8 protein-coding genes and 1 tRNA gene are annotated in these 13,431 nt (G+C 46.4%); 4 read left to right on the top strand and 5 right to left on the bottom strand.

The window, feature by feature from the left end; all coding sequences use genetic code 11:
- Window positions 1–126: 126 nt before the first annotated feature.
- Window positions 127–1,185 (bottom strand): hypothetical protein, encoded by a 1,059-nt coding sequence (locus QUA24_RS18910; RefSeq protein ID WP_333231235.1) that lies wholly within the window; start codon window positions 1,183–1,185, stop codon window positions 127–129.
- A gap of 558 nt (window positions 1,186–1,743) precedes the next feature.
- Window positions 1,744–2,418 carry an Npun_F0813 family protein gene (locus QUA24_RS18905; RefSeq protein WP_333083534.1) on the bottom strand — a complete coding sequence of 225 codons (675 nt, stop codon included), beginning with the start codon at window positions 2,416–2,418 and terminating at the stop codon, window positions 1,744–1,746.
- 942 nt (window positions 2,419–3,360) lie between these two features.
- On the opposite strand from QUA24_RS18905, the gene QUA24_RS18900 reads away from it, so the two are divergent.
- The 4 genes from QUA24_RS18900 (at window position 3,361) to QUA24_RS18885 (ending at window position 7,521) form a co-directional block, all read left to right on the top strand.
- Window positions 3,361–3,434 (top strand) — tRNA-Arg (locus QUA24_RS18900).
- A 448-nt stretch (window positions 3,435–3,882) separates the two neighbouring features.
- A complete protein-coding gene (locus tag QUA24_RS18895; protein WP_445242628.1) occupies window positions 3,883–5,409 on the top strand; it encodes a site-2 protease family protein in 1,527 nt (508 codons plus the stop codon).
- 240 nt (window positions 5,410–5,649) lie between these two features.
- Window positions 5,650–6,600, top strand: a complete 951-nt coding sequence (locus QUA24_RS18890) for a hypothetical protein (RefSeq protein ID WP_333210355.1) — start codon at window positions 5,650–5,652, stop codon at window positions 6,598–6,600.
- Window positions 6,601–6,852: 252 nt separating this feature from the next.
- Window positions 6,853–7,521, top strand: a complete 669-nt coding sequence (locus QUA24_RS18885) for a hypothetical protein (RefSeq protein WP_333231233.1) — start codon at window positions 6,853–6,855, stop codon at window positions 7,519–7,521.
- A gap of 45 nt (window positions 7,522–7,566) precedes the next feature.
- Here QUA24_RS18885 and QUA24_RS18880 read toward each other — a convergent pair whose 3' ends face one another.
- The 3 genes from QUA24_RS18880 to glpX form a co-directional block, all read right to left on the bottom strand.
- Window positions 7,567–10,587 carry a UPF0182 family protein gene (locus QUA24_RS18880; protein ID WP_333231231.1) on the bottom strand — a complete coding sequence of 1,007 codons (3,021 nt, stop codon included), beginning with the start codon at window positions 10,585–10,587 and terminating at the stop codon, window positions 7,567–7,569.
- A gap of 209 nt (window positions 10,588–10,796) precedes the next feature.
- Window positions 10,797–12,089, bottom strand: coding sequence for a glutamyl-tRNA reductase (locus QUA24_RS18875; protein WP_333231229.1), 1,293 nt, complete (start codon window positions 12,087–12,089; stop codon window positions 10,797–10,799).
- A gap of 145 nt (window positions 12,090–12,234) precedes the next feature.
- Window positions 12,235–13,272: a class II fructose-bisphosphatase gene (gene glpX / locus QUA24_RS18870; RefSeq protein WP_333231227.1), complete on the bottom strand. Its 1,038-nt coding sequence runs from the start codon at window positions 13,270–13,272 to the stop codon at window positions 12,235–12,237.
- Between the last annotated feature and the right edge of the window lie 159 nt (window positions 13,273–13,431).

The raw sequence follows: 13,431 nt of genomic DNA, 5'->3' as shown, positions 1-13,431 counted from the left end.
AAGACGCAGGCTAGCAGTCAGCGAACTATGATTTTTGATTTTCGATTTCAAGCCCAGAGATGCCGACAAGGGCAAAAAAGCTTTCGCGTCCCCATCGCTTACCAAAGCAACCCTAATCTGAAATCGCTAGGCTGCGCGACGACTGCGCCTGCTCTGGCGAGAACGGGTTGAGATGTCATGCTCCAAGATAGCTCCAATGCCGAACAGGATGGCGCTGAAAACAAAAAAGACTTCCAGCAAACTGCCGCTTTGATAACTACCCTCAGCCTGAGTATCGCGCCATTTAAAGTACATATCTGCGATGTAAAGCGAAAAAGTTGCAGCCGCAATCATTCTCCAAGATTGTGAAAAACGTCCTCCCCAAAACGCCAGCAGCAATGCAGTAGCAATAATCAGCAGAAAAACATCCCCAACGATGTAAAACAAATTGATTGCGTTTTTGTGAGGCGCCAGTTGCTTGTCAAGTGCCATCACCCATGCGGGAGCTTTGATTTCTGCTTCTTCTTCTTCTTCGGGTGCTGATGCAGCATCGGTCGCGTCTGCTTTTGCCTGTAACTTAGACGAATTTTCCAAAGCAGGCGCTCTTCCTGTGGCAGCGGTTGCTGGTGCAGATGTCACTACTTCTTCTTGAGTGGCTGCCGGAGCCATTCCTAGCTGGGCCCTCCAAGAGTCAGGTGCAGCAACCCAAATAGCTACAGCTATCCCGAAGGCTGCAATTCCCGCTAACAAAGCCCACTGCCAAATTTCTAGATTCAGCCGCTTGGAAGTCACAGCTACAACCATGCCCCCGATAAGTACCACATAGCTGGCCAGATAAAACGCATCTGCTGGAGACACGTCCGGGTCTAACCCGAAATAGAGTTCCCAAATCCCGAACAGCACGCCGGCTATGAAATAGAACAGCATCCCCAGACCTATGCCCAGCCAGACGTTGCGCCCACTGACCATGTGGGGGCTTTGCCAGTTTCTAAAACAGACTAAAGCCGCTCCCAAGTATGCTCCGCATTCAAAAATATAAGTGCCGATCGAGTACCACAGAGGTAAACCCTCTTCTGCAGAGAGGGGGACGCTGAACAGCAAAAAAAACAGCAGCGCCATGACAGCCCAGACAATTCCTGCAATCACTAGGGTCTGAGCTGACAGTAAAGATGAAGATGTAGATGACTTTTCTGAAGTGCTACTCATAGGGATTCCACGAGACCTAACTAGCGGTTGAACTGACCCCATCTCAATCTTTGATTGTAGATGAGGATTCTTTCGCCAAAAAAACTTAAAAAACCTAGATCTGACGCTTCCGGAATAACTGGCGTCTTCAGTGTGTCGTCGGGACTTTTGCCCTCGTACACTATAGAAAGACTAAGCAAGAATAATCTCTATTTACTAATTCAATAAATTAGTCGTTAGTCGATCTTGTACCCGGAAATATAATGATAGATATACGGTAGATGTCTCCACCATTAAGGTTTTTACAGTACCAAATCTATCTCTGAAATTATACCCTCAAAGGTTGAGGGAGCTGTTTTTTTGCTTTCACTCTTCCCCACTCGTATCAATGATTGTGAGTGGGAAATGCGATCGAAACTGAGTTAAATTGCCAGACCATAGGTGGCATCCAAACCGAATCAACAATTTGGTTGTCAATACAAGTTGGCAATCCAACTTGTATATCGCGTACCCCCTACAGTGCAATTATCTAAGCTGAATTATCTGGATCCAATTCTCTGAGAAATTGTCACAGATTTTCTATCCTGCGATCCACAACTTGTTGAGGGCTGATTGTTTCAGCCAATCTAGAAACTGAGTCCGATCCGGTGCTGGCATATCTTGCAGCACATCGCTCACTCCCTCCGCGAAGTCCGTATTGCCAAAATATGATTTGCCCAAGCGGTGGAGTTCTTGCAATAAGGTTTTGAGATGCTGCTCTTGCCAAGGAGGCACCTTGTGAGTTTGCAAGGGACTAACGGTTAGCCAGTTTTTTATCGCATCCGGGGAGTCTGCCTGGGGGAAGTTTCCCTGCTGAAATACCTTGGCGATATCTTTCTGAAACGATGTGGCTTGCCTTGCACCTAAGAGGTCTTCTACATCGAAGTAAACAGCTTGGAGTAGCAGCAGACAAGCCTGCGCGAACAGTGGCGCTTTGGCTGCTTCATTCCCTGCCGGTTCTTCACCGGCAAGCTGATCTAAACGGACTTTTCCCCAGACGCTATATCGATCGGGCTCTTCTAGCAGAACACAGGCTTTGCCTCGGTTGTCGGTTAAGTCCCGCCACAAGGCTCTGGCGTCTTCTGCTTGTTTGCCGTTGAAGGCGCTGATCAGGCGAAAAGTCTGCCCCTGATAATTGAGAATGGGAATTTGTTGATCCCGTTTTGGGTGTTGAAAATTGGTTATTTCAACATCCTGCCGTTTCAGAATAAACATGACACTGCGATTTGACTCCTGTCATGGCCGAGGTGCTGTGCTTTTGACACTCCCGATGCCTAAAGGCGAGGGGATTCTTGATTCAGCGAGTCCACTTAAATTAGCAGGATTGCTCCCGATCACCCAGAGATGGTTCTCTTCTCAAGCGTTCCGATACTTTTTTGCTAACAAATGCTAACAAATATCTAAGCTGAGATTGTCTCTCTGCCTTGGCGTATAAATCTATGCACGAAGGAAAATCCCCCGCGCAGAATTTACGACTGCTGTACTGGCAACGCTTGATTTTCTCGCTCGTGCCGAGCAGGCGATTGACTGTTTTGCTTTGATGCCGTAGAGGAAGCTTATATAGAGGCTCCGTACCATCAGGGATTTTCACCTGAGTCTTTCAATCCTAGTTCTACCACATTTTTATCAAATATCAAGTCGAGCATAATGTTAGCCAACATAACTCAATATCAGCAAATTAGTCATTCTGACTCAGCTCATACCTCAAATCAGGGGACGAGTTCTGGTTTTTCGGTAATGCGGTCAGCGTTTTAGGCTTTGCCACTAGGCGAGGTTAACATAACCCATAGACATCTGGGAAAAAGCACCTGTGACTCTTTTGCTGTCTGAGTTCCAGCTTAATTTGGGGAGAGATATCCGAGCGACCAAATATTGGGGTTTCAACTCGACCTCTAAATACTTTACCCGAGTTTACGTCCTACCTAGTTTTGATTGTAAATTGACAATTATGCGGTTTGCAGGTGAGTCCCTCCAGCTTTTGTCAGATACAGTCTTGAAGGCAAAGACACTCTCATCATCTTGGTTTTTTTCCCGAACCATCGCGCTGCAAGCCATATTTTTCTAGATAAAAGCGGTTTCTGCGTAAGTCATCAAATAATTTACTTGCTCGATCGCACACTGCACCGATACAATAATGTTGTTAGCAATTTTTGAGTTGGGTGCGTAACTCAGTTGGATAGAGTAGCTGCCTTCTAAGCAGCGAGCCGCAGGTTCAAGTCCTGCCGTACCCGTTACACAAATTTAATGATATCAAGGGTTTCAGCAGTTTTCTCCTGCCAAGAAAAGAGAGGCTGAGATATTATTTGCTTCGGATTTGTTTTGGATTTCGGGCATCCAAAACAAATCCTAAGCAAAAGCCCCACCTGCCAAACTGGGCGAATCTTCCTGCTTATGGGCGATCGACACTGCTACCTTTCTGAGTATAGGTTTGACACAGCCGATGTGGTATCATAAAAGGTCTATTGTGTCAATAGACTAGATCCTGCGATGTTCAAACAGCACCAGCAGCAGGTTGTGGGCCGAGTAGCCCTCAGAGGTTATCCTTAGTAATCAGGCTAGTTTCCGACAGGTTTGGATATGTTCCCAACAACTCTATTTCATGTTCCCCAAAATTTAATGCTATTACTCGACCGCAGCCCGATCGACCGATTAAAGCCCCTATTGGCGCAAGCAACCGGAATGCCTATAGTTGCATCGGAAAATACGGCAACAATTGCGCTCGTATTGGTCGCTCTGGGAATTCTGGGTTGGGGATTTTATCGCGCCAGACCTTTTGGCAAACTGGGAATTTTGGCTTGGTTGCAGTCTGTTGCGCTGATGAGTCCCTGGCTGCTGTTCTTTGGTTTGTTCGCTGCCGGAATTTACCTCAATCTAGTTGCGGTATTGTTGCTGCTAGTGGCATCCACGGGATTGTACATTTATCTGGGCCGGCAATTGCGTAAGGCTGCATCTGATACAGTGCTGCCGCGGCCGGATGCTGCTGAGGTAAAATCCCAAAGCGATGCTTTCTCGGCTCCTGAGTCGCAGCGACCACCAGGCCCAGAAACCATTAAGATCGTCACCTCGTCGCCTGCGAATAATGAATCAGAAATAATTCCCGTTCCGGTGGAAGACCTCAAGGCAATTCAAGGCATCTTTGGAATTGATACTTTCTTTGCCACAGAAACGATTCCCTATCAAGATGGGGTAATTCTCAAAGGCAATCTCCGAGGAGACCCAGAACAAGTACACTCACGTTTGACGGCAAGTTTGGAAGAAAAATTAAACGATCGCTACCGTCTATTTTTAGTAGAAAATCAGGACGAGAAGCCCGTAGTTATTATCTTGCCCAGCACCAACGACCCGCAGCCCACAACCGTGTCTCAAAAAATCCTAGCAGTCGTGCTGCTGCTGGCAACAATTGCTACTAGCTTAGAGACAGGCGGTTTGCTGCTAAGTTTCGATTTCTTTAACTCGCCCGCTAGATATCTAGAAGTTCTGCCAATTGCAGCGGGAATTTGGGCGGTTTTAGGATCTGGGGAAATTGCTCGCCGAGTGCTGGCAAATCGGTACAAGGTTGGCTTGAGTTGGCCGTTTTTTATACCAACTTTGCAGATAGGTTGTTTTGGAGCGATCGACCGTTTTGAGTCGCTGCTACCCAACCGTAAAGTTTTGTTTGACATCGCTTTTGCCGGGTCAGCGGCTGGGGGAATAGTTTCTGTGCTAATGCTGGTAACGGGTTTGCTGCTGTCTCACCCCGGCAGTTTGTTCCAAATTCCCGCAGAATTTTTCAAGGGCTCGGTTTTGGTGGGAACTTTGGCAAAAGTGGTTTTGGGTTCGGCGTTGCAGCAGCAGATTGTTGACGTTCACCCGCTGGTAGTTATCGGTTGGTTGGGCTTGGTAATAACGGCGATTAATTTGATGCCGGCGGGACAGTTGGACGGCGGTAGAATCGTGCAAGCCATCTACGGTCGGAAAATAGCCAGTCGCACTACTTTGGCGACTTTTGTGGTGCTGGCGATCGTTTCTTTAGTTAATCCTTTGGCTCTGTATTGGGCGATCGTGATTCTGATTTTACAGCGGAATCTGGAGCGGCCGAGCCTCAACGAGCTGACTGAGCCTGACGACGCTCGCGCGGCTTTGGGTTTGCTAGCTTTGTTCTTGATGATTGCTGCGCTGTTGCCGTTGACTCCGGCTTTGGCTGGCCGTCTGGGAATAGGGAATTAGCAGTAGTCGGGCACCTTTGGTAATAGGCTCTTGGGTTGCGGTAAATTAGTGGAATATAGGAATTGAGCGATCGAACTGGTAACTGAAGGGTGATCGGGTTCCTAACTACTAATTTCCCATTAATACCAGCGCCCAGGGCAATTTATCTACTACCAAAAGTTGATTTTTTTACAACCCAAAATTTGTTTAAACTCGATCGATTAAGTTTAAATAAGTTATCTGAGCCTATAGGATACAGTCATGGCTAATCAACTTCCTCCTGTATTGGTAACTTTTGATGCAGATGTTTTAATGACTGGCCGAACCCAAGTTTGGCAAGAATATGCGAAGGTGGGAACTTGCTATATCCCAGAAGTAGTGTACGACGAAATAGATCGTCTGACAGGGCAAGCGGTGGAAAAAGCTCAAGAGCAAGTAGCTAGAGAGTTTATGCGATTTTTTGCCGACAGCGGCTGGATTGCAACTGACGCTCAGGAAACACACCGCGCTCTCGAACCTTCGATCAAAAATCAAAGCAAGCCAGCAATGCTGGTGGTGGCGACGGCTCAGTGCGTTTACGGTTTGGCTCAAGAACACCCGGACGCATTGGTGATTTTTGTGTCCAACAGCCAGCCTCTGCTGAAGCGGCTGGCTTCTGTAGGCGCTACGAATCTCTGCGGGATTACCGGGGCGATGCTGTTAAATTGGGCGAGGAAAGGGGAACGCCCGCCGGCGGCGACTCAGCAATTGCAAAGTTTGATGCGTACCCTCGCCGAACGCAAATCGACTCAGCGCCATAACAGCAGAATTCAGGATGCTGCTGTTGGTCACACGGGGGCTTCTGCTAGTAAGTTAACGGGAACCCGCGGCGCTTCTGAGCTAAACTCGCCCAGCAGTTTTACTAAAACTAATAAAACGGGTTTGACTGAGAGCCGCAGTGCGAGTTCGCGGCCCAAAACACCGCGGCGTAATCGCGAGGAGGCGAGAGATTACGAGCCGGCTGTATATCGCATGAAACATATTACACCTCCGAAAAAAAGGGACAGCGGTTTTCTGTCTACTGTGTTCAATTTTTTGGGAGCGTTATTTTTCTTGACGGTAGCGGTAGGTATTTTGTGGCGAGTGTTCGATGTTAGGGGTTTTAGAAAGACTTTTGTGCCGGCTCTACCACAGCCTGTGCAACAATTTGTTAAGTCGATCGACCCTAAATAATCTGGTTTTCTGAAAATTTCACTTTCTGATGTGGCTGATTGGTGCTTTCGGTCATCGTTAATCTTGCACCTTGGGAAACTGGAATAGCACGCTTGGTTCACAAATGAATTCCCTCCCCTAAATATAGCGGTAAGGTTCTTGTGGCGCACCCTACGGTTAGAATGTCTGGCATTAGTCCGCTGGGAATTTTCAACGGCTACTATCACAACAGAAGGCGAACGCTTCAATTTAGTGCTCTAAAAATTCCTTGCCATGCTGAACGGGAACGAAATAATTAGTGGATTAGCGCTGGCTTTTGGGGGTTTTGCATATGCTTTAGTATTTTTTGTTCTTCTTCCCTTCAGACAGTACGATTATGCAGCACCACTTGGGGCAATAGCAATGGCCATCGCCCTTACTCTAGCAATGAGTTGGCTACTATCTGCATCATTGTTAACTGGGTGGAGTTGGGTGGCTGCATTATTTGGTTTTCAGGTAGCCCTGATGCTTTTTGGTAGCGTGTTTCTGGAAGATGGGCTGTACCTGCCAAATTTGTTGTTTTTTGGAACTATGAGCGTAGGATATGCGAGCGTTTATACCAGTTTTTCACCACAAAAAAACCTGGGAATTGTGGGTTTATTGACGGTATTTTTCCTGGCTTTAATGTACTTATCTTTGATTGGTGGCTATGTGCTCAAAGGCCAAAATCCGTTTCAGGGTTCTTCTACTCAAATGCGACCACTGTTGAATCAAAGGGTAGAAATTATCACCGACAATCCCAAACAATTGTATTTGAATGGCAAAACTGGCGAACTCACGCATATTGACCGTTATGAGGTGACTGTGAAACTAGATTCTGGAGCAGACGAGAGATTGATGTGGCCCTATGTCCATGTTTGGTGGCAGGATATTAAGGCTGCTAGCGAACAGCAATCGCAGTAATTTATATCGTTTTCGGTGGCACCGTCGGTGCCACCGAAATTGATATCATTCACTATTTAAAGCTGGTGCTGTTCCTTCTACAGGTCGAATAATGACCGATTTATTAGTAGATTGTTGCTGAAAAAGTGCCTTGAGTGCCAATTCAAGATTTTCTGCCATGACTATGCGGTTTTCGTAGACAGCAATAACTCTGACTAAAGTTGGCAAACTATTGCGCTCTGCTTCTAGGTAAAGAGGTTCCACATACAGTAAAGATTGTTCAATGGGAATTACTAATAAGTTTCCTTGAATTGCTTTTGAACCCTGGCGATTCCAGAGAGATATTTGTTCGGAAATAACTGGATCTTGGTTAATTAAAGCTTCTATTTGTTCTGGTCCGTAAACTAATCGCTGTTTGGGAAACAAGTACAAGAGCAATTTTCCGTAATTGCCACCATCAGATCTACCTGCAATCCAAGCAATTAAATTGTTGCGACTGACTGGTGTAAATGGAAGCAGCAAAATAAATTCTTCTGCTGTTTCCGTTGGCAGCTTCATAATCAAATAATACGGTGCTACGGGCTGCTGTTCGCTGCCATAAATTTCATTGGGAACTCGCCACAAATCCTCTCGATTGTAAAATACTTGCGGGTCTTCCATATGATAAGTTAGCAAGCGTTCGGATTGAATGCTCAACAAATCTACTGGATATCGGATGTGTTTTCGGAGAGCCGGAGGCATTTTGTCAAGGGGTTTGAAGAGTCCTGGAAAGATAGCCATCCAACTGTTAATAATCGGATCGGAGGGATAGGCAACGTAGAAGTCAACAGAGCCGTTGTAGGCATCAATTACTACTTTGACAGAGTTACGGATGTAGTTAAACTCATGCTTTCCTGGGTCAGAATATGGATAGCGATCGCTCGCTGTATAGGCATCGATAATCCAGTAAAGATAGTTGGGAGATTTATCAGTAGCCGAGGGTGAAGGTTTAATCTTGTTGCTAGTTTTATCTTTTTCTTTTTCTATATCATCATGGCTAAGATTGGCGTTGGCTACTACTAAATACGGATCCGAATCGTAGCGCAAAAAAGGAGCGATCGCCCGGACTCTTTTATTAATATTTCGGCGGTACAGTAATTTAGTTTCTGGGGTAAAATTGCGCGTCAGCGCCATTTGCCAATTTTTGAGATAATTAGCAAACAGCCAGCGCCGCCACAGAGAACCGATCGCAATTCCGCCCCTACCGCTGTAAGTATTGTAAACATTGTCTTCGCCGCTAGGATAGTCGAATTCTTTGACTTTCGTGGGCGTCATCGCGTCTGTATCGGTGATTTCGCCGTAGTAAATGCGCGGGTAGCCGATCGGAATACTAGCCCGAATTCGATCGCTAGTGACTTCCAAAGCAGTCTCTCCTTTCTGGGCTGCAACTCCAATATCTTTGACAAAATAATCCGGTAAACCGCCGACACCGACTCTGTTTACGGGAGAAAGAGTAAAGCCGTAACCGTGAGTGTAAACTAGGTGTTCGTTCACCCAAGTTTGAGCATCGGGGGCAACTGCTGTGTAATCTAATTCCCGCGCTGCCAGAAACACTTGTTGGCTGTCCGAATCTCCCTTTTGCGCTTTTTCATTTTTGATTGTGTAGCGATCGATATCGGCATCAGGAAATGTATAATATGGTCTAATTTGCTGTAACTGTCGGGTGGTTTGCAGCAGCGGCCTCTTGTCCCATAGCCGGATGTTGCTAATAGTAAGTTGATTTTTTTCTAAGTCGGCATAAGTAAGTTTTCCGGCGGGATCGAATGTTTTTATTTCGATTGTGTTGAGGTCAAAGGCTTCTTTAGTAAAGGCAATACTGCGCTGAATATACGGCTGTTCTCGTGCTAGTTCGTTGGGTTGAACTATGAGTTGCTGCACAATTTGTGGCAGCAGCCAACCTCCCACAAGAGTTAAAGTCACCCATGCTAAAATAATTTTTTTTAGTAGTTCATTTTTAATTTTGAATTGGTAAACCTGGCACAGCATCAAAACGGCGATCGCCCCCGCCAAAATACTCAAAAATCCATAGACGGGTAGTCGCACTGTCACGTCAGCATAATTTGCCCCGTAAGTAACGTCTCCCCGCGCATACAGCAATGCGTAGCGCCCCAGCCAATAGCGGAAAGCAACGGCTAGCATGGAAGCTGCACCCAACCCGTACAAGTGCCGCTGCTGCGATCGAGAAAACCCCAAAAATCTCCCTTGACTCAGGCTATTTCCCGACAGCAAATATGTTAAAGCACAAGATACTAAACTGTACCAAAATAAAACTGTCAGCCAGAATCCTAGCAAATCTAAAATTGGCCAAATAAATACATAAAAGCTAATATTGTGATTGAAAATAGGGTCTGTTTTATTAAAATTAGTAGGGTTAAAATATTGCAAAACATTTGTCCAGCGACTGGTGGCAATAAGCCCGATCGCTAAACTGATAAAAATGGCGATCGCCCGCAGCCACAAATCAGGCTTAATTACCACAGCTAACATTGTCCCCAGCAACAAGCCTAACTGCCACCAGCGAGAAAATAGCTGCACCGCCCCATGCTGGATTGACTCAATTCCCAACTGCACGGGCGGTGGAGGTAAATTCCCCGCTATACCGAAATAGGTGAGGCTATTTGCAGCTAACAGCCCGCAGTGAATTATTATAAAAGTTGTGAGCGAACTCAATCCGAATACTGCTAACAGCAGCCAGGAAAAGGTAATTTGGGATTTAGCAACAGGTATTTCGTAATTCCTCCCGATATTCTTCCCCGTTTTGTTCGCCCCCAGTGAAGTGAATAGCGCCTCCACAACCGGCGATTTCATTTCCTCTGCGGGATGTTGCAGGCGGCGGGCTAAAGCCAAATTTCCCAGCAAAAAGACAGAAGAAACAGCAATTGCGATCGTCCCCAACAACCCTTGAGTTTTCAGCTTTAACAGAAAAACCTGAAGATATCCAACTTCCTGAAACCAGAGAATTTCTGCTGCAATGCGGGAGGCTAATTCAAAAACCAGCCATAGCCCCGCAATCAGTAGGATTATTTGACAAATTCGCCTATTAGTCATTAGTTATTAGTCATTAGTTATTGGTTGAATGATAACTGATATCAGGTTCGAGCAATTTACCCTCCCGAATGATGCTTTAGCCGCAAGGGTTGGAGGCATTTTTATTCATGGTAATTGACCGGGCATAATATGACTCCTGCTTTCCAGTCAACGGCTAACTGCTTTCCTGTCAACTGACTAATGACTAATGACCAATAACTAATGACAAACTAGCTGTACTGCTGATTGACATCCACATCCAAATTAAACAGTGTTTGCAAAGTTTGCATCGCTTGCCGCCGCGCCTCAATATCCTGCTGAGCGCGCAACTGTACCATCGGATCGTGCAAAATCTTATTCACAATCCCCCTTGTTAAAGATTCAATCACGTCTTGATGTTTCTCCGAAAATTCCGAACCCAGACGCGATAAAGCTTTTTCTAACTCTTGTTCCCGAATCAATTCTATCTTATCCCGCAAACAGCTAATAGTAGGAACCGTTTCCAGACTGCGCCACCAGAGATCAAAAGCCTCTACTTCCTGTTCCAGCAAGCCTTGAGCTTCCATTGCCATTTTGCGACGGCTTTCGTGATTTTGAGCTACCACTGCTTTCAAGTCGTCCACATTAAACGATCGCACATTAGCGAGTTCGTTCGCATCCGAGTCAATGTTGCGTGGCACAGAAATATCCACCAACATCAAAGGGCGATTCGTATCTAAAACCGCTTCCAATTTAGCTTTATTTAACAGTGGCTCGGTAGCTGCCGTACTGGTAAAAACCAAGTCAGAACTGGCAATTACCTGCATCATTTCCGAGAGCTGATACAGGTGCAATTGAGCATCTTTAAACTGACCGGCCAACTCTAGAGCGCCCCGCACAGAACGGTTGACGATCGAAATATGGCTAGCTCCTTTTGAGAGCAAATGCTGTACCAAAAGCCGCGACATTTTGCCAGCACCGATAATCGCAATTTTGCTGCTTGCTAAATGCTGACCCTTCATGTGAGCCAATTCTGCTGCTGCCGAACTGATAGAAACTGCACCGGTACCGATGCTAGTTTCCGTGCGAACTCGCTTCCCTGCTGTGAGAGCTTGCTTGAACAAGCGCTCTAAAATTCTGCCTACACCTTTGTACTGCTGGGCGAGTTTGTGAGTTTGTTTCACCTGAGCCAAAATTTGTCCTTCTCCGAGCACCAAACTGTCGAGGCCAGAAGCCACTCGCATCAAGTGCATCACCGCATCTTCGTGCAGCAAAATAAACAGGTGAGGGCGCAAAGACTGCAAAGGAACTTTACTGCATTCTGAAAGGAACTGAATAACCTCTCGCACACCAGGCTCGGATTCGCTGGTAACAATATAAATCTCTAAGCGGTTGCAAGTGCTGAGGATGGCAACTTCTTGAATGTGGGGGTAGCCGCGCAATTGGGCGATCGCCGCTTCAACTTTCTGTTCTGGAATGCTCAGTTTTTCGCGAACTTCAACCGGCGCTGTTTTGTGGCTGAGACCTATGACTGCAATATTCATATCTGTGATTTGTCACTATTTCTTGCTTAGGTGTTAACAGTCACCTGTTATTAGTTATTAGTTTATCGCTAATTGCTAATCACCGGTGACTGTTAACCGTTAACTGTTAATTGTTAACATTTAACTGTTAACCACTAACTAATCACTAATTCAATTGCAGAGATTTAGGCTGGTCAAACATATGGATTGTATCCACAAACCGAGCAGTCTTCGACTGAGAAGAAATTACCAAACTTTCAGTGCGAGCGCCGCCGCCAAAGAAGCGAACTCCATCCATCAGCGTTCCGGGGGTAATCCCGCAAGCTGCAAACAGAACAGTTTCTCCAGATGCCAGCTCTTCAGCATTGTAAATCTTGTCTGGGTCTGTGATGCCCATCTCTTTCAGGCGGGCGATATTGCTCTCTTTGCTTTCACCGATCAAACCAGTTTTTACGACAGCCGGATCGTAAATTAACTGCCCTTGGAAGTGACCGCCCAAACAGCGCATTGCTGCTGCAGAAATCACACCTTCCGGTGCTGCACCAATACCCATAAGTGCGTGGATGTTGGAACCAGAAAACGCGCAAGAAATCGCTGCCGAAACGTCGCCGTCGCTGATCAGCCGAACTCTTGCACCCGCTTCCCGAATTTCCTTAATTAAACCTTTGTGCCGATCGCGATCCATCACGACCACTACCAAATCTTCAATACTGCGGCCGAGGCAATCAGAGATAATTTTGAGGTTTTGAGTGGGCGTTTTGCGAATATCTACATGATTCTTAGCAGCCGCAGGAGCAGCCAATTTGTTCATGTAAAAATCCGGTGCCGCAAACAAACCACCTTTTTCAGAGATTGCCAAAACTGCCATCGAACCGTTTTGACCGTAAGCTACCAGGTTAGTACCTTCGCAGGGGTCAACAGCGATGTCAATTTCGATCAATTCATCTAGGTTGCAGACATCTTTGGCATCTTCGCGGGTACAAATACCTACTTGTTCGCCGATGTAAAGCATGGGTGCGTCATCGCGTTCGCCTTCGCCGATCACGATGCGCCCGCGCATATGAATTTTGTTCATGCGCTCCCGCATGGCTTCTACAGCCACTCTGTCGGCTTCATCTTTCTCGCCTTTGCCCATCAAGCGAGCGGAGGCGATGGCTGCCTGCTCAACTACTTCGATAATCTCTAAACCGATTACATTGTCCACGAACTAGATCCTCTCAACTGCTGATGCGTGCCTTGTGCTCTTTTGCACTCCCAGCAATCAAGTTTATCAGAGGCGGGGATCTGTGCGAGCGCAAGCAGTTGCCTAGTTTGTGTTAACTTTTGCTTCTTTGAGACTGGGGCTGGAAAATCTGATCCCAAC

The sequence above is a fragment of the Microcoleus sp. Pol12B5 genome (genome assembly GCF_036701335.1).
Lineage (GTDB): Bacteria > Cyanobacteriota > Cyanobacteriia > Cyanobacteriales > Microcoleaceae > Microcoleus.
The sequence above is the reverse complement of the archived record's forward strand: the minus strand, read 5'-3'. Positions and strand labels throughout refer to the sequence as shown.

Bases quoted from the DNA above. Each gene is read 5' to 3' on its own strand.
- QUA24_RS18895 (WP_445242628.1), top strand. From the start codon at position 3,883: ATGCCTATAGTTGCATCGGAAAATACGGCAACAATTGCGCTCGTATTG.
- QUA24_RS18880 (WP_333231231.1), bottom strand. From the start codon at position 10,587: ATGACTAATAGGCGAATTTGTCAAATAATCCTACTGATTGCGGGGCTA.
- QUA24_RS18890 (WP_333210355.1), top strand. From the start codon at position 5,650: ATGGCTAATCAACTTCCTCCTGTATTGGTAACTTTTGATGCAGATGTT.
- QUA24_RS18885 (WP_333231233.1), top strand. From the start codon at position 6,853: ATGCTGAACGGGAACGAAATAATTAGTGGATTAGCGCTGGCTTTTGGG.
- QUA24_RS18905 (WP_333083534.1), bottom strand. From the start codon at position 2,418: ATGTTTATTCTGAAACGGCAGGATGTTGAAATAACCAATTTTCAACAC.
- QUA24_RS18875 (WP_333231229.1), bottom strand. From the start codon at position 12,089: ATGAATATTGCAGTCATAGGTCTCAGCCACAAAACAGCGCCGGTTGAA.
- QUA24_RS18910 (WP_333231235.1), bottom strand. From the start codon at position 1,185: ATGAGTAGCACTTCAGAAAAGTCATCTACATCTTCATCTTTACTGTCA.